This window comes from Streptomyces sp. NPDC000878, assembly GCF_053599695.1.
Window position 1 is genome coordinate 68,460 of the sequence record NZ_JBSFMT010000024.1, and the last position, 16,966, is coordinate 85,425.

12 protein-coding genes and 1 riboswitch are annotated in these 16,966 nt (G+C 71.1%); of the genes, 6 read left to right on the forward strand and 6 right to left on the reverse strand.

The features are described from left to right. The first annotated feature begins 47 nt into the window (after nucleotides 1-47). Both ACWDR4_RS22315 and ACWDR4_RS22320 read left to right on the forward strand, forming a co-directional pair. Nucleotides 48-1,340 carry an ATP-binding protein gene (locus ACWDR4_RS22315; protein WP_450410859.1) on the forward strand — a complete coding sequence of 431 codons (1,293 nt, stop codon included), beginning with the start codon at nucleotides 48-50 and terminating at the stop codon, nucleotides 1,338-1,340. Next, nucleotides 1,337-2,155: a LuxR C-terminal-related transcriptional regulator gene (locus tag ACWDR4_RS22320; protein ID WP_450410861.1), complete on the forward strand. Its 819-nt coding sequence runs from the start codon at nucleotides 1,337-1,339 to the stop codon at nucleotides 2,153-2,155. The genes ACWDR4_RS22315 and ACWDR4_RS22320 overlap by 4 nt, the downstream gene beginning before the upstream one ends. On the opposite strand, the gene ACWDR4_RS22325 is transcribed toward ACWDR4_RS22320, so the two are convergent. Beyond that, a complete protein-coding gene (locus ACWDR4_RS22325; protein WP_450410863.1) occupies nucleotides 2,156-3,274 on the reverse strand; it encodes an NlpC/P60 family protein in 1,119 nt (372 codons plus the stop codon). Between the two features lie 484 nt (nucleotides 3,275-3,758). On the opposite strand from ACWDR4_RS22325, the gene ACWDR4_RS22330 reads away from it, so the two are divergent. Further along, nucleotides 3,759-4,112, forward strand: a complete 354-nt coding sequence (locus ACWDR4_RS22330) for a hypothetical protein (RefSeq protein WP_235475414.1) — start codon at nucleotides 3,759-3,761, stop codon at nucleotides 4,110-4,112. A 22-nt stretch (nucleotides 4,113-4,134) separates the two neighbouring features. Here the strand turns inward: ACWDR4_RS22330 and ACWDR4_RS22335 are convergent, their stop codons facing one another. After that, nucleotides 4,135-5,340, reverse strand: a complete 1,206-nt coding sequence (locus ACWDR4_RS22335; protein ID WP_450410865.1) for an NlpC/P60 family protein — start codon at nucleotides 5,338-5,340, stop codon at nucleotides 4,135-4,137. Between the two features lie 8 nt (nucleotides 5,341-5,348). After that, a riboswitch (cyclic di-AMP (ydaO/yuaA leader) is annotated at nucleotides 5,349-5,523 on the reverse strand. 275 nt (nucleotides 5,524-5,798) lie between these two features. On the opposite strand from ACWDR4_RS22335, the gene pcrA reads away from it, so the two are divergent. Further along, a complete protein-coding gene (gene pcrA / locus ACWDR4_RS22340) occupies nucleotides 5,799-8,354 on the forward strand; it encodes a DNA helicase PcrA (RefSeq protein ID WP_450410867.1) in 2,556 nt (851 codons plus the stop codon). Between the two features lie 115 nt (nucleotides 8,355-8,469). Here the strand turns inward: pcrA and ACWDR4_RS22345 are convergent, their stop codons facing one another. Then, on the reverse strand, nucleotides 8,470-10,026 hold the full coding sequence (locus tag ACWDR4_RS22345) for a peptidoglycan DD-metalloendopeptidase family protein (RefSeq protein WP_450410869.1): 1,557 nt from the start codon (nucleotides 10,024-10,026) through the stop codon (nucleotides 8,470-8,472). A gap of 216 nt (nucleotides 10,027-10,242) precedes the next feature. After that, a complete protein-coding gene (locus tag ACWDR4_RS22350) occupies nucleotides 10,243-11,127 on the reverse strand; it encodes an esterase/lipase family protein (RefSeq protein WP_450410870.1) in 885 nt (294 codons plus the stop codon). Between the two features lie 412 nt (nucleotides 11,128-11,539). On the opposite strand from ACWDR4_RS22350, the gene ACWDR4_RS22355 reads away from it, so the two are divergent. After that, nucleotides 11,540-11,944, forward strand: coding sequence for a cobalamin B12-binding domain-containing protein (locus tag ACWDR4_RS22355; protein WP_450410955.1), 405 nt, complete (start codon nucleotides 11,540-11,542; stop codon nucleotides 11,942-11,944). Nucleotides 11,945-12,030: 86 nt separating this feature from the next. On the opposite strand, the gene ACWDR4_RS22360 is transcribed toward ACWDR4_RS22355, so the two are convergent. Both ACWDR4_RS22360 and ACWDR4_RS22365 read right to left on the reverse strand, forming a co-directional pair. Then, nucleotides 12,031-13,734, reverse strand: a complete 1,704-nt coding sequence (locus tag ACWDR4_RS22360; RefSeq protein ID WP_450410872.1) for a DUF5691 domain-containing protein — start codon at nucleotides 13,732-13,734, stop codon at nucleotides 12,031-12,033. 405 nt (nucleotides 13,735-14,139) lie between these two features. Then, nucleotides 14,140-15,492 carry an SWIM zinc finger family protein gene (locus tag ACWDR4_RS22365; protein WP_450410874.1) on the reverse strand — a complete coding sequence of 451 codons (1,353 nt, stop codon included), beginning with the start codon at nucleotides 15,490-15,492 and terminating at the stop codon, nucleotides 14,140-14,142. Between the two features lie 167 nt (nucleotides 15,493-15,659). On the opposite strand from ACWDR4_RS22365, the gene ACWDR4_RS22370 reads away from it, so the two are divergent. Then, nucleotides 15,660-16,829, forward strand: a complete 1,170-nt coding sequence (locus ACWDR4_RS22370) for an ATP-binding protein (protein ID WP_450410876.1) — start codon at nucleotides 15,660-15,662, stop codon at nucleotides 16,827-16,829. Nucleotides 16,830-16,966 lie beyond the last annotated feature (137 nt).

Here is a 16,966-nt window from a genome sequence, read left to right on the forward strand (position 1 = left end):
GACCGACCCTGATGCCCGGGCCCGCCGCTCGTGTGAACATCGATGGCATGCCGGAAGCCGCAGCGTTGCCACTCGTCGAACCGCGGCCCCCGCGCAAGCTCTACCGCAGCAGCGACGGACGCTGGCTCGGAGGCGTGGCGCGAGGGCTCGCCGGGCATCTCGGGCTGCCGGTGATCTGGCTGCGCCTCATGTTCGTCGGCCTGTTCATGGCGGACGGACTCGGTGCGCTGCTGTATGCGGCCTTCTGGTTCTTCGTGCCGCTCGGTGTCGGCGGCGTCGACGCCCAGCGGCCCCCGTCCCTCGTCAGTGCGGAGACGTCGCCCGACGGCCGCCGCAGACTCGTCGCCCGCAAGCCGGACAAGGGGCAGATCGTCGCCCTGCTCCTCATGGTCGTCGTGGCCATGGTGTTCGTCGGCAATGTGAATCTCGGCGGGGGCGCCAAGGCCTATCTGTTCCCGACCGTGCTCGTCGCCGCGGGTGTCGCCCTGGTCTGGCGCCAGGCGGACAACGCACGGCGGGCCCGCTGGATGGAGGTCGGCAGCCGCCGGCGCACGCTCACCCTCGTCCGTGCCGCGGCCGGCGTCATGCTGGTCACGGCGGGCGTGTCCGGGATCTTCGTCCTGCAAGGCTCCGCCGCCCACCTCGGCTCGGTCCTCCAGGCAGCGCTCGCGGTGCTGGTCGGGACAGCGCTGCTGGCCGGTCCGTATCTCGTCCGGATGACCCAGGACCTCTCCGAGGAGCGCCTGATGCGCATTCGCGCCCAGGAGCGTGCGGAGGTCGCCGCGCATGTGCACGACTCGGTGCTGCACACCCTGACCCTGATCCAGCGCAACGCGGAGAGCGCGAACGAGGTGCGCCGTCTCGCCCGCGCCCAGGAGCGCGAACTGCGCAACTGGCTCTACAAACCCGAGGGCACCGGAAAGGAAGAGGCCGACGAACCCGACACCCTCGCCGAGGCGGTGCGGCGCAGCGCGGCGGAGGTGGAGGACAAGCACGGTGTTCCCATAGAGGTCGTGGTCGTCGGCGACTGTCCGCTCGACGACAGAACCGGCGCACAGATGCAGGCCGCGCGGGAAGCGATGGTGAACGCCGCCAAGTACGGTGGCGAGGGCGGCGCGGTACAGGTCTACGCCGAGGTCGAGGGCAGGACGGTCTTCGTGTCCGTCCGGGACCGCGGACCCGGCTTCGACCTCGACTCCATACCCGCCGACCGCATGGGCGTCAGAGAATCGATCATCGGCCGTATGGAGCGCAACGGCGGTACGGCGCGGCTGCGCGCGGTACCGGGTGGCGGCACGGAGGTCGAGTTGGAGATGGAGAGGGCGGAGAGTACGTCATGAGCGAGGCACAGGGGGAGAACAGGCGGACCGGTCCGGCCGGTTCGGCGGAGTCGGCCGAACCGACAGCGGCTGCAGAACCCACCACCGCACCCGCCGAGGGCGCCCAGGCCGGTGAGCCTGCCGGCAGCGGCAGCGGCAGTGGTGACGCGGTGGGGCGGCGGGTGCGGGTGGTTCTCGTCGACGACCACCGTATGTTCCGTACGGGGGTTCAGGCCGAGATCGGGCAGACCGAGCGGACCGGCGTCGAGGTGGTCGGTGAGGCCGCCGACGTCGACCAGGCGGTCACCGTCATCACCGCCACCCGGCCCGAGGTGGTCCTGCTCGACGTCCATCTGCCGGGCGGCGGCGGGGTCGAAGTCCTGCGCCGCTGCGCCCCGTTGATGGCCGACCCCGAGCAGCCGGTCCGTTTCCTGGCGCTGTCCGTCTCGGATGCGGCGGAGGACGTCATCGGCGTGATCCGTGGCGGTGCGCGGGGATACGTCACGAAGACGATCACCGGCACGGACCTCGTCGACTCGGTCTTCCGCGTCCAGGACGGCGACGCGGTGTTCTCGCCGCGGCTCGCCGGGTTCGTCCTGGACGCGTTCGCGTCCACGGACGCCCCGCCGGTGGACGAGGACCTCGACCGCCTCACCCAGCGCGAGCGGGAGGTACTGCGGCTGATCGCCCGGGGCTATGCGTACAAGGAGATCGCCAAGCAGCTCTTCATCTCCGTGAAGACGGTGGAGTCGCATGTGTCGGCGGTCCTCAGGAAGCTCCAGCTGTCGAACCGGCACGAGCTGACCCGGTGGGCCACGGCCCGGCGGCTTGTGTAGTCAAGCCACCCTCGTGGCCCCCGCGAACGGCATCTCGTCCAGGGGTGCCACCCGTACCGGCGCAGAGGGGTTCGGGGCGTGGATCATCTGGCCGCCGCCCACATACATGCCCACATGACTGATGCCCGAGTAGAAGAACACCAGGTCGCCAGGGAGGAGTTCGGACCGTGAGACACGTTGGCCGGCGTTGATCTGGGCGTAGGTGGTGCGGGGCAGGGAGATGCCCGCGGAGCGGTACGCGGCCTGCATGAGGCCCGAGCAGTCGAAGGCGTCCGGGCCGGTGGCGCCCCACACATAGGGGCTGCCGAGCTTCTGGTGGGCGTAGGAAACGGCCGCCGCCGCACGCGAGTTGGGTGCCTCGGCGACTCCGGAGGCCCCGGACGCCCCAGCGGCGTCGACGGCGCCGGCCGCCCCCAGCCCGTCCCGCGCACTCCCCGACGACCGTGAAGCATGCCCCCCGCTCCAGCTGCCGCCGTTGCCGCCGTCCGCCGCCGCGAGCCGGGCACGTTCCTCCGTGCTGAGGCGGGACAGCAGCCTGCGGGCCTCGCCCAGCTTTCCGGTCACCGTCTTCTTGTGGCGGTTCAGCTCGGCCTGGCGTGACTTGAGGGTCGTCAGCTCGACGTGGGCGGCCCCGCGCAGCTGCTCGATCTCCCGCAGCTGCCTGCGTACACGGGTCACGTCCGACGCCTGTCTGCTGCCCGCCCGTTCGGCGAACGCGGCGCCGGCGAGATAGCCGTCGGGGTCGTCGGAGAGGGCGAGTTGCAGCGCGGGGTCGAGTCCGCCGGAGCGGTACTGAGCCGCGGCCATCGAACCCAGCGCCTCCCGCGCCGAGTTGAGCCGGTCCTCCTTGCGGGCCGCCTCGTCCCGCAGGTTCCCCAGCCGCCGCTCCGCCCGCTCGGCCCTCTCCTTCGCTCCGTTGTACTTCTCGGTGGCGACCTCCGCCTCCTCGTACAGCTTGTTCACCTTGGCCTCGACCTGGGCCTGGGTCAGCTGTGGCTCGGCGTACCCGATGCCGTCGAAGCCGGTCGCCGTCGCCGCGCCCGCGAGGGCGATCGTGGCGGCGGTGCGGGCCGTACTGCCGTTGAGCGAGCGCTGTCGGGGCTTGCGGTGCGCTGCCACCGGGGCGTCACGTCCTTTCGTACGACCGCCACTACGTCGACCGCCGGAAGGCTGCCTGGGAAGCGGACCCAGGAGGGCGGTTGCGCGTCCGACGGCGGCCCGCACAGGGGGAGCGGTCCGCCGCCGGACTTTCTCGGCGGTGGTGTCCGACTGCCGCCCCTGGCCCGGGCGGCGGTGGGGAGCCGGTCACCTGGTGGAGGACGCTAAACCGGAGTGTGACGTGGGGGTAACGCCATGTACGGAACTGGCGTGAGCCGACCACCGGGTGACCGCATACGACCGTGATCGCGCTCCGCCGCCGCCGACTTCACGCAGACGGCTGACCGATGAGGAGGTTTGGGAGGCACATGGTGATTACACAGTGCTATGGGGTGCATATATGCGAGGTCTCCGAGTGTCGCGCGAGGCGCGCTGGATGCCTTGCGAACGCCCTTCACGGCCCGGTGTCATGCGGCTCGGGGGCCTCTGATTAGGCTCCGGGCCCATGGACGTACTCATCCATCTCTTCGTCGGCCTGCACATCATCGGCATCGCCTCGCTTCTTGGCGGGTTTCTCACCCAGATGAAGGCGATGGGGCAGGGCACGGCCCGCTTCGTGCCGGCGATGCTGCACGGTGCGTTCACCATGCTGGTCACCGGCGTCGCCCTGGTGGGCCTCAACCAGGCCGACGACCAGACGGTGAACAACGTCAAGATCGGCGTGAAGCTGGCGCTGCTGATCGTGATCCTCGGCCTCGTCTATGTGAAGCGGGACGACGAGACCGTGGACAAGCGGCTGTTCGGCCTGGTGGGCCTGTTCACCACGGCGAACATCTTCATCGCCGTGCTCTGGACCTGATGAGACCTGCCCGACCTGCCCGTCAGGCCGGGCGCACCACGCTGTGGATCGCCGACTCACCGTCGTAGAAGATCGATTCCTCGCGGACGTACGCACCCGGCTTCGGGGCGTGGATCATCATGCCGTTGCCGATGTAGAGGCCGACGTGGCTGATGTCGTCGTAGAAGAAGACCAGGTCACCGGGTTGGATGTCGGAGAGGGAGACCGTCGTGCCCGCGTTCACCTGGTCGTAGGTGGTGCGCGGGAGGGTGACTCCGGCGGCCTTCCAGGCGGCCTGGGTGAGGCTCGAGCAGTCGTACGAGTCCGGGCCGGTCGCGCCCCAGACGTACGGCTTGCCGATCTGTGCGCGTGCGAAGGTGAGGGCCTTCTCGGCCTTGGTGGCGTACGAGGAGTCGGTGGCCGGTGCCGTCGACGTGTCCGAGGCGGTGCCGCCCGTCGACTGCTGGGCCGCCGCGGCTGCCGCCGCTTCCTGCTGGCGCTGCTGCTCCGCCGCCTGCTGCTGACGGGCGAGTTCCTGCGCCTGGCGGCGGGCCTCCGCCTGCTTCTCCCGCTCGATCGCCGCGAGCCGTAGCTTCTCCTCGGCGGTGAGGCGGGAGAGGAGCTGGCGGGCCTGCGCGAGCTTCGTCTGGACGGTGGTCTTGGTCGTCCGCAGGTTGTCCTGGGACTCCGTGAGCGATTCGAGGCTCGCGGTGGCCTCCTGGCGCTTCTGCGTCGTCTCGGCCTGCTCCGTGATGTACTCGTCGACCGCGTCCTTCTGGCGGGCGGTCAGCCGGTCCATCAGCTGGTTCTGGTCGAAGTAGTCCTGCGGGTCGTCCGCGAGGAGGAACGTCGCCGTGTCGGGGGCGGCCGACCCGGTGCGGTACTGGGCCGCGGCGAAGGAACCGAGTTCCTCGCGCGCGTCGTTGAGCTTCTGGGTGCGCTGGGCCACGTCGTCCATCAGGGTGTCGACGCGCTTGCGCTGCTTGGAGGTCTTCTCCTTGGCGGAGTTGTACTTGTCGGTGGCCGACTCGGCCTGGCGGTAGAGGTCGCCGACCTTCGCCTCGACCTCCTCCATGCTCGGCTTGTCGTCGGCCGAGGGCGCCGGGGGAGTGGTGGGCTCCGTGGGCGCGGCGTTGGCGGTCTGGGACAGCAGCGCGACGGAGGTCAGGGCCGCCGTGGCGAAGGCGGGGGTCCGTATGCCTGCTACGCGCGTTCCCGTAGGACGCGACTTGCGGTGCGACGACGCCAAGAGAGGCGACTCCTTCCACGTTCCGCCTACCGGGTTAGCTGTCGGGTTCGGGCGGGTGGTTCGGAAGGGTTGCCCTACGGTCCTTGCCCTGGACGGCAGTCGGACCGATTCACCCCAAGTTTTCGGTGGGTCCCCGGCTCCTGCCGCACAGGGCGGCACGATCGGACTCGGCGGAGGCCGCGCGGCCCGGCGATGTTCGCCGGTGGGGGTCGAGCGGCCTGCAGGGCACGCTAACCAATTCGTGTGGCCCCTGTGAAGGTTGATGACCGCTATGCCCGATACGTTTTTGTGACCTCAACCCTAAACATTGCTCCCCGGAGTCGATCTGGAGGAGTGTGTGCCGCTTGGTCCGCACTTGATGTGTTCATACCGGTCCGGGATCTGCTGTCCGGACAGCCCGGCGGATGTTTTCGGGGTGGCGGCCGGTTGTCAGTGGGGGAGCCTAGACTCGGAGAGCGATGAGCAGCCTCTTTGACGACAGCTTCCTGGCGGACCTCCAGGGCCCTCGAGCCCACGAGGAGGAGCCCCCGCCGCCGCCCGAGGACGAGCATGCGCCGGAGCCCGTTCTGGACGACCTGTTCGGCGGGCAGTTCGACGCGCCGCCGGACCGGGACGCGTACTACCGCGACGGCGCCCCGCGCCCCGTGGTGGACCCGGCCGCGCTCCTGGACGGGCTGAACGAGAACCAGCGCGCGGCCGTCGTGCACGCCGACACCCCCCTGCTCATCGTGGCGGGCGCCGGCTCCGGCAAGACGCGCGTGCTCACCCACCGCATCGCGTATCTGCTCGGCGAGCGGGGCGTCCACCCCGGCCAGATCCTCGCGATCACCTTCACCAACAAGGCCGCCGGCGAGATGAGGGAGCGCGTCGAGCAGCTCGTCGGCCCGCGCGCGAACGCGATGTGGGTGATGACGTTCCACAGCGCGTGCGTGCGGATCCTCCGCCGGGAGAGCAAGCGGCTCGGCTTCACGTCCTCGTTCTCGATCTACGACGCGGCCGACAGCAAGCGGCTGATGGCGCTCGTCTGCCGCGACCTGGACCTGGACCCCAAGCGCTTCCCGCCCAAGTCGTTCAGCGCGAAGATCTCCAACCTGAAGAACGAGCTGATCGACGAGGAGGACTTCGCCGCCCAGGCGAGCGACGGTTTCGAGAAGACCCTCGCCCAGGCGTACGCGATGTACCAGTCGCGGCTGCGCGAGGCCAACGCGCTCGACTTCGACGACCTGATCATGACGACGGTCAACCTGCTGCGCGCCTTCCCGGACGTCGCCGAGCACTACCGCCGCCGCTTCCGGCACGTCCTCGTCGACGAGTACCAGGACACCAACCACGCCCAGTACGCGCTTGTACGGGAACTCGTGGGCACCGCCGAGCACCCGGTGGACGTACCGCCCAGCGAGCACGATCTGCGCCCCGCCGAGCTGTGTGTCGTGGGTGACGCCGACCAGTCGATCTACGCCTTCCGGGGCGCGACGATCCGCAACATCCTCCAGTTCGAGGAGGACTACGCGGACGCGACGACGATCCTGCTCGAACAGAACTACCGTTCCACGCAGACGATCCTGAGCGCCGCCAACGCGGTCATCGAGCGCAACGAGTCCCGCCGCCCCAAGAACCTGTGGACCAACGCGGGCGCGGGCGCGCAGATCACCGGCTACGTCGCCGACACCGAGCACGACGAGGCACAGTTCGTCGCCGAGGAGATAGACCGCCTGACGGACGCGGGCGACGCGAAGGCGGGCGACGTCGCCGTCTTCTACCGGACGAACGCCCAGTCCCGTGTCTTCGAGGAGATCTTCATCCGCGTCGGCCTGCCCTACAAGGTCGTCGGCGGTGTCCGCTTCTACGAGCGCAAGGAGGTCCGGGACGTCCTGGCCTACCTGCGTGTCCTCGCCAATCCGGAGGACTCGGTGCCGATGCGGCGGATCCTCAACGTCCCGAAGCGGGGCATCGGGGAGCGTGCCGAGGCGATGATCGACGCGCTCTCGCAGCGCGAGAGGATCAGCTTCCCGGCGGCGCTGCGGCGGGTGGACGAGGCGTACGGGATGGCGTCGCGTTCGACCAACGCGGTCAAGAAGTTCAACACGCTGATGGAGGACCTCCGTACGATCGTCGAGTCCGGCGCGGGCCCGGCGACCGTCCTCGAAGCGGTGCTCGAACGCACGGGCTATCTCGCCGAGTTGCAGGCGTCCACCGACCCGCAGGACGAGACCCGGATCGAGAACCTCCAGGAACTCGCCGCGGTGGCCCTGGAGTTCGAGCAGGAGTCAGGAGCGGCTGGAGCGGCCTCAGCGGCCGAAGACGCGGCGGCGGACGCCGAACAGCCCGCCGAGGGCGAGGCGGCGGCCCCGGCCGGGCTCGCCGCCTTCCTGGAGCGGGTCGCGCTGGTCGCCGACTCCGACCAGATCCCCGACGAGGACGACGACGGCTCCGGTGTCATCACCCTGATGACCCTGCACACCGCCAAGGGCCTTGAGTTTCCCGTGGTGTTCCTGACCGGCATGGAGGACGGCGTCTTCCCGCACATGCGTGCCCTCGGCCAGGTGAAGGAACTGGAGGAGGAGCGGCGGCTCGCGTACGTCGGCATCACGCGCGCGCGTGAACGGCTGTATCTGACCCGGTCGTCGCTGCGCAGCGCGTGGGGGCAGCCCTCGTACAACCCGCCCTCGCGTTTCCTGGAGGAGATCCCGGCGACCCATCTGGAGTGGAAGCGCACGGGCGGGATGGCTCCGGCGTCGTCCTCGGGTCCGGTCTCCGGGGTGGCGTCCTCGCTGTCGTCCTCGCGCTCGCGCTCCGCAGCCTCGGGTGCGTCCGGCTTCGCCACGCGTCGGGGTGGCGCCGAGAAGCCGGTTGTCGCGCTGGCGGTGGGGGACCGGGTCACGCACGACCAGTTCGGTCTGGGGACCGTGGTGGGTGTGAAGGGGACCGGCTCGAACGCGGAGGCGACGGTCGACTTCGGGGAGGACAAGCCGAAGCGGTTGCTGTTGCGGTACGCGCCTGTTGAGAAGCTTTAGCGCTCCGCGCGGGGTGCGGTGGTGATGGATCTGCGGGCCGGTGGGGGCTGGTCGCGCAGTTCCCCGCGCCCCTATCGGGGCGCCCCTTACAGGGCGCGATACGGCAGTGGTCCTGCTACGTCGGGTCCAGGCCGTGGCTGCGGAGCCATGGGAGGGGGTCGATCGCTGAGCCGCCTGCCGGGCGGACCTCGAAGTGCAGGTGTGGGCCGGTCGAGTTGCCGGAGTTTCCGGAGTACGCGATGGGGTCGCCGGCCTTGACCGTCGTACCGGACGGGACCTGGTAGCTGGAGAGGTGGCAGTACCACGTCTCCGTGCCGTCCTTGTCGGTCACGATCATCATGTTGCCGTACGCGCTGTTCCACTGCGTGCGGACGGTGCCGTCGGTCGCGGCCATCACCGTCGTGCCGTACGAGACCGGGAAGTCGATCCCGGTGTGCACGGACATCCAGTTGATGCCGGCCTGGCCGAAGTAGGCGCTGAGGCCCTTCTGCGCGACGGGCAGGGCGTACTTGGGGCGCAGGCGCTCCTTGCGGGCCGCTTCCGCCGCCGCTGCCTTCTTGTCGGCGAGCTGCTGGGCCTTGAGGTCGATACGTTCCTGCGTCCGGCTGGCCCGGTCGGCGAAGTCGTCGGCGCCCGCGGAGAGGCTCTCCAGCTGGGAGTCCAGCTTGTTGTTCGCGGTGGACGCCTTCACAGCGACGCCGTCCGACGCCGACGCCGTCGTGTTCTGCTCGTCGTCACCGCTCATGCCGCCCACGGAGGCGGCGGCGATGCCCGCGACCCCCATCACACAGGCGGACGGAACGGCGACGGTCAGCAGAGCGGAACGTTTGGCCGGGGTACGACGGCGGGACCGGCCCGCGTTGCGAGCCGCCGTACGGGACGCCGCGCGCCCGCCGGTGGGGGCCGTGCTCGGGACGGTCTCTTCCTGGCCGTCGAGCAGCGGGGCCTCGGCGGGCGGTTCGCCGTCGGCGACGAGGTCGGACTCGTCGTGGGCGAGGGCGTGCTGGTCGTACTCCTGTACGTCCGGCACGTCCGCGATCTGCTCGAACATCGCGGTGGCCTGCTGGTCGTACTCGTGCTCACGCTCGTGGTCGTACTCGCCGGATGAGGCGGGTGTGCTGCCCTGGCCGCTGTCCGAGTTCCACTGCGTGGCGTCGTACACACCGGTGTCGAAGGCCTGCGTGCCCCATTCCCAGTGCTGGGTCTGGTCGGCCGGGCCGGTCTGCTCGGGCTGCAGCCAGGCGTTCGCGTCCCACTGACCGCTGGTGTCGGCGCCCGGGGGCGGCGACTGCGCGGGGATGTCGGCGAGCTGCTGGTAGCCGGGGGCCCAGGTGGTGGCGTCGTACGCCCCGGTGTCGTAGGCGGCGTGGTGCTGGGCCGCGTACGGGTCGTAGTTCAGGGTGTGGTGACTGCCGGTGGACCACTGGGAGTTGTCGTACGAACCGGTGGTGTCGTCGGCCGGCATGTTGCCGAAGAGCGGGTCCGTGTCGAAAGTGCCGGTACCGGTACCCGTGCCCATACCCGCGTCAAAACCGTTGGCGAAGGTGGGGTCGTACGTGGTGAAGTCACCGAAAGGGACTTCCTGGGTGCCGTACGACGCGTAATGCGCTGTCGCGGCATCGGAAGCCGGAGCCGGGGTGGTCATGGTCCCCGACGGGTGACGTTCGTTCACCAACTTCTCTTTCGCCTCGACAACAGGGGCTGGTAGAGCTGGCAGAGCAGTGCGGCGACTGTACCCGGCGGTATGCGGGCGCGACAATCTTCCGCAGGTTTCGTGCCTGCGGGAAACGGGCATTCGGCCGTGTTTCGGGGGAGTGCGGGCACGGGTTTGGCCTGGCGTTCGAGGATTGTTCGAATCTTGGTGGTGCTCAGCCGCCCGTGCGCGGGGTCACGCCACGGTCAGTCCGCCGGTCCGCGCTCCGGTGGCGACGGGGGCGTCGCTCTCGTCGAGGGCCTGCCTTATTCCGGTCGCGACGGCGGGGTGCACGGGCAGGGCGAGGTGGCCGACACCGGTGACCTGGACGTTCTGCGCCAGCAGGTCCGGGTGGTCGACGCAGGCCGTCTCCGGCGGGTCCATCAGCTGGTCCAGGTCGCTCCAGAAACTGACGAAGCGCGTACGGCAGCCGGGCGCGGGCAGGCGCAGTTCCTCGATGACCTGCGAGCCGGGGCGCATCTGCCGGACGATCGGGTGCGCGTCGGCCAGCGGGGCGACCCGGGTGCCGGAGTGCGGGGTGCCGAGGGTGACGAGCGTACGGACGCGGAAGTCGCCGCCGAGCCGCTGTACGTAGTAGCGGGCGATCAGGCCGCCGAGGCTGTGCCCGACGATGTCCACCTGGGGGTGGCCCGTGCGCCGGCATATCTCCTCTATGTGCCGGCCGAGGAGCTCGGCCGCGGTGCGGATGTCGCAGGTCAGCGGGGAGTAGTTCAGCGACTCGACCTGCTGTCGGCCGTGCTGGGCGAGGGAACGGCGCAGCAGGACGAAGACGGAGCGGTTGTCGATGAAGCCGTGCAGGAGGACGACCGGGGGTTTCGGTTCCGTCGGCAGCTGGGTGGTGGTGGGGGTCCCGGGGGGCGTGGCGGGGGTGGCGGGGTCTGTGGCCGTGGCCCGGCGTTCCTGGGTGATGCCCGACGGGTAGAGGAGCAGATGTCCCGCCAGGATCGCGATCTCCAGGGCGGTCGCCTTGAGGAGAGCGAGGGAGAACCCCGCCAGCCTGCTCGGCAGGACGCGCTCGCAGAGCGGCAGCAGCGGCTGTACTGCCCGGATGACCTTCATGGCCGACCTCCTGTCGGCACGCGGGAGGACTTCTCTGTCCCCCGTGTGCCCTAGTGGGGGGTCGCGACGAGGGCGGCCGGTGGTGGCGTCGGTGGTGTACGAGGGGCGTGCGGCGTGTATGACGCCAAGGGGTGGAGAGCCTCCCTGCCGTATGGCGACGAAGCTCCCCGCTGTCGTGCCCTTTCCGCCCTTCGTGCCATCTCCGAGCCACCGCACCGCCACGGCGCGCGGCTCGCGGCGCGGTGGTGCGACGACCTCGATGCGGCTCCCCTTGCTCCGCTCCGGTGAGGGAGCGGTGCGCGGCGAACGTGTCCCACCGTGTGATTTCCCCCTCGCCGATCGTCGTGAAACTGCGGGTTGCGGGATGCTGGACGTAACGTTCGTTCACTTCATGCGCTTCATGGAGGCAGTGATGGGTGTGGCCGGCGGTCCGATCCGAGTGGTGGTGGCGAAACCGGGGCTCGACGGGCACGACCGCGGCGCCAAGGTGATCGCGCGGGCGCTGCGGGACGCCGGTATGGAGGTCATCTACACCGGTCTCCACCAGACCCCCGAGCAGATCGTCGACACCGCGATCCAGGAGGACGCCGACGCGATCGGGCTGTCCGTCCTCTCCGGGGCCCACAACACGCTCTTCGCGGCCGTGATCGACCTTCTGCGGGAGCGGGACGCGGCCGACATCAAGGTCTTCGGCGGCGGGATCATTCCCGAGGCGGACATCGCCGCCCTGAAGGAGAAGGGGGTCGCGGAGATTTTCACGCCTGGGGCGACCACGGCTTCGGTGGTGGAGTGGGTGCGGGAGTCGGCTCGGGGGTGAGGGTGGGTTGCTGTTCAGACATTTCCTGCCCACCCGCCCGTCTCGGTCCGATTGCCAGGTGCCCTCCGGGCTTGCTTGAGTGGCCCTCAGTTCCCCAGTTCTTCCGCCATGGCCGCGCGCAGGCGCAACGTGCCCACGAGGCGTTGGAACGCCTCCGCCCAGTAGCTTCCCGCGCCCGGTGACGCGTCCTCCCCCTCGTCCGGGATCGCCAGCAGACCGTCGAGACGGCCGGCCTCGGAGGAGTCCAGGCAGCGTTCCGCCAGGCCCATCACCCCGCTGAAGCTCCAGGGGTAACTCCCCGCGTCCCGCGCGATGTTGAGCGCGTCGACCACGGCCCGCCCGAGCGGCGGAGCCCAGGGCACCGCGCACACCCCGAGCAGCTGGAACGCCTCCGACAGGCCGTGTGTCGCGATGAACCCCGCGACCCACTCCGCCCGTTCGGCGGAGTCCAGTGTCGCGAGCAGCTTCGCCCGCTCCGCCAGGGACACCGCGCCGGGCCCGCCGGCCTCGGGTGTCGAGGGCGCGCCGAGGAGCGCCCGGGACCAGTCGGCGTTCCGCTGTCGCACCGCCGCCCGGCACCACGCGGCGTGCAGCTCGCCCCGCCAGTCGTCGGCCACCGGCAGCGCCAGGATCTCCTCCGGCGTACGCCCGCCGAGCCGCGCCGACCAGGATCCGAGCGGGGCGGCCTCCACCAACTGGCCGAGCCACCAGGACCGTTCGCCGCGTCCCGCGGGGGCCTTGGCCACGACGCCGTCGCGCTCCATGCCCGCGTCGCACTCGTGCGGCGCCTCGACGACGAGCGCGGGCCTGCCCGTCGTACCGCCACCCTTGCCGGTCGCGCTGTCGGTGTGGTTGGCGTGGTCGGCGCTGTCCGTGTGGTCGACGGCCACGCACGCTCCCGCCCGGACCGCCATCCGTGCGGCGAGCGCCGAGTCCGGCAGCGCGGACAGCAACTCGGCGGCCGTCGCCCGGACGTTGTGGCTGCGGTCGGCCAACGCCCGCTCCAGGAACGGCTCGTCCTCGGCGGACAGTCCCGTGCGGAGCGAGTCGAGGAACATCAGCCGGTCCTCGGCGCGCTCCGTCGGCCAGGTCGTCTCCAGTAGCTCCCGGGCGGCAGCGGGCTCCCGCGCGCGTATCGCCGCGAGGAGGGAGACGCGCTCGGCGAACAGGCCATCCTGCCACAGCTGTTGGATCCGCTCGGTCTCGTCGGCGCCGGGCAGGGCCGTGCCCCCGCCCGGGGCCGAGCGCAGGGCGAACCGCCAGTCCGTGTTCAGCCGGGCGAGCCACAGCGCGCGCGGGCCCGCGAAAGCCAGCGCCGCCGGACGCAGATCCGTACGCCCCCTGGCCGCGTCGAGCAGCGCGGGCAGCGCCTGTGGAGGGGCGGCGAAACCGTGCGTGTTCGCCGCCGCGAGCCACTGGGGCAGCAGCTCCATCAGATCCGGCGCCGTGCCCCGGCGACCGCTGCCGCCCGGGGTGCCGGGCCGGTCGGCCAGCAGCATCGCCAGCCTGCGGGCCGCCGCCGGAGGCAGCGGCGGGCGCGGGTCCGCCACAGCGGGCGCCGGACGCGTCGCGGCCCGGGCCGGCCGCAGCCCCGCCCGCCGCCGTACGGTCTCCACGGCCGCCGCGTCGAGCAGCACGACCGGCGCCTGCCCGCCCGGCGGACAGCCCGGGGGCGTACGCCGCTCCGTGCCGAGCAGCGCCGCGGTGACCAGCTCCTCCCAGGCGCCGCCCGCCACGGGTGTGCCCGCGGAAGGCGTGTCCCCGGGGGCGGAGGCCTTGCTGCCGTTCATGAGGTTCCCTTTCGTCGGTCGGGAGTCGTGGGGCGTGGAGTGGTGGGTGTGGGGAGTCGTGGAAGGTCGCGCCTGTTCAGCACAGGGGGACCGGCTGTCCTGGCGTCCTCTGCGGCCAGGCCGTCGGGGGAGCGAAACCCTGGTGACCGCGCTCGCCGATGGAGGTGGCGGGGGCGCCTGAGAGGGCGGTGGGTTCGCTGGGAGTCGTGTCCGTCGGGAACTGTGGAGTGGTGCGTCGGCTCAGTGCAGCGGGACTGCCTGGCCTGGCGTCCCCTGCGGCGAGGGGAGTGGGGCCCGGGTGACCGCATTCGCCGATGTAGGTGGCGGGGCGTCTGAGAGGGCGGTGGGTTCGCCGGGAGTCGTGGAGTGTCGTGTCCGTCGGGGACCGTGGAGTGGCGCGTCGCTTCAGCACAGGGGGACCGCCTGTCCCGCTGTCCCCTGTGGCCAGGCCGTCAGGGGAGTGAAACCCCGGTGGCCGCACTCGCCGAAGACCGTCACGGGGGTGCCGCCCGAGAGGGCGACCAGGCGCCACAGGCCGGGGTGGGCGACGGCGGAGGGGGCCAGGGGCAGGGCCAAGTCCGTGTCGGCGTCCGCCAGTTGCCAGGAGGTTCCGTCCGGGACGGGTATGACCCGGTCCAGTGTCACCGGGACGGAGTCCAGCCAGGGGTCGTCCCGGAGCGCCTCCCCGTATCGCTCCGCCGCGCGCGTGGTCGTCGTGCCTGGTGGTCGTACGTCCGTCGGGGCGGGCGGGGTGAACCGCTCGCCCAGGGCCGACCGCAGTTGCCCGGCGCCGGGATACGCGGACACTTCCGCCTCGAACGCCAGCCCGACCGGCAGCGCCAGTTCGGGGGCGCGGCCGGCCGCCCCGAACGAGAGGAGCAGGGCGGTACGGCCCGACTCCTTGCCGTGCAGCCAGATCCTGCGGGTCGTCAGACGGGCGTCCGCCGTCTCGTACTGGGCGAGGACCAGCCACTGGTCGCGCACCGGTGGGCCGTCCGCCGATCCGGGCAGGCCGATCCGGGACCGCACCGTCGCCGCCAGCCCCTCCGGCAGCTCGTCCCGGCGCAGCCAGCCCCGGTCGAGTAGGTGGAGCAGCGCGCACTCCTCCAGCAGTCGCACCGGCCAGCCCGGACCGGACGCCGGAATCGCCCCCAACTCCCGCACCCGCGCGGCCAGTCCGGGTGCTTGCGCGTCGATCATGCGGGCCGCCGTCTCCTCCCACAGCCCGTACCCCGCCTGCTCCGCCGTGGCCAGGCCGCCGCGCAGCAGGTCGGCGAGGCGCTGCTCAAGCTCCGTCGCCCCCGCCGTGATCCGCTCGGCCCGGCGCTCCGCCCTGCGCCGCGCCGCCTCCGGATCGGCGGACCCGGGACCACCTGCCTCCGCCGCCCGCTTCTCTCCCGCACGCTTCCGCCGTCCCGCCAGCCACTCCTCCGCCCAGCCCGGCGCCTCCCCTCGCGGCACCGCGCCGTCCCCGCCCGCCCAGAGCAGCAGCAGCCCGAGGGCGTGCTTGCACGGGAACTTGCGGCTCGGACAACTGCACTTGTACGCGGGCCCGGTGGCGTCCGCGATGTCGACGACCGTCTGATACGGCTTGCTGCCACTGCCCTTGCACAGTCCCCACACCGTCCCCTCGTCAGAACTGCCGGCCTCGGACCACGGTCCGGCCGCGCCGAGTTTGCTTCCCGCTTTGCGTGACGAGACGTCAGGCGCCAGTGCCAGCACCTGATCCGCCGTCCAGCGCACCCCCTGCTGAGTCATGACATCGAAGGTAGGTCCCGGCACTGACAATCGGTCCTCACAGCGATCACCACTCAGCCCTCGAAATGGCGTTTTCGCAGGTCAGAACGCGTTGTCAGTGGCGTGGTGCAGTGTGGTCACCAGATCCGAACGGGCCAAGACCGGCCGAGCTGGAGGGGGACCGAGCCATGCCTGTTTCCGCTGAACCGACATCTGTCGACCCGAGCCAAGACCAGTCCGCTCACGCGAACAATCACGCGATCGACCACGCGAACAAGACGGAAGAGCTGCGCCCGCACGCCGAGGACGCCTTCGCCGCCGAACTCGCGGCGCTGGCAGCGCAGGACGACCGTCCGCGCCCGGCCCGCTGGAAGTTGTCGCCGTGGGCCGTGGCGACGTATCTGCAAGGCGGCACGCTGCCGGACGGCACCGTGATCACGCCGAAGTACGTGGGCCCGCGCCGCATCGTCGAGGTCGCCGTCACGACCCTCGCGACCGATCGTGCCCTGCTCCTGCTCGGCGTGCCCGGTACGGCGAAGACCTGGGTGTCCGAGCATCTGGCGGCGGCGGTCAGCGGCGACTCGACGCTGCTGGTCCAGGGCACGGCCGGCACACCGGAGGAGGCGATCCGGTACGGCTGGAACTACGCGGAACTGCTCGCGCACGGCCCGAGCCGCGCCGCCCTCGTGCCCAGCCCCGTCATGCGGGCGATGGCGGAGGGGATGACGGCCCGAGTCGAGGAGCTGACCCGCATCCCGGCCGACGTACAGGACACGCTGATCACGATCCTGTCGGAAAAGAACCTGCCGATACCGGAGTTGGGGCAGGAGGTGCAGGCGGTCCGCGGGTTCAACCTGATCGCGACGGCCAACGACCGCGACCGCGGGGTCAACGAACTGTCCAGCGCCCTGCGCCGCCGCTTCAACACGGTCGTGCTGCCGCTGCCCGAGAGCGCCGACGCCGAGGTCGACATCGTCTCGCGCCGGGTCGACCAGATCGGCCGCTCGCTCGACCTGCCGGCCGTGCCGGAGGGGTTCGAGGAGATCCGCCGCGTCGTGACCGTCTTCCGTGAGCTGCGCGACGGCATCACATCGGACGGCCGTACGAAGCTGAAGTCGCCCAGCGGCACGCTGTCCACCGCCGAGGCGATCTCGGTCGTCACCAACGGCCTGGCCCTGGCTGCCCACTTCGGCGACGGCGTCCTGCGGGCCTCCGACGTCGCCGCGGGCATCCTCGGCGCCGTCGTCCGCGATCCGGCGGCCGACCGGGTCGTCTGGCAGGAGTACCTGGAGGCGGTGGTCCGCGAACGCGACGGCTGGAAGGACTTCTACCGGGCGTGCCGGGAGGTGAGCGCGTGAGCTGCATGGCGGGTGCGGGTGCTTGTGCGGGTGTGCGGGGGCGGGTGTTCGGGATGTCGGTAGGAGGCGGTTCGGTGTCCGTCGAGGTCGGTGTGGTGAGCAGGGTGTCCGATGACGACGACACGCTGTGGCCCAAG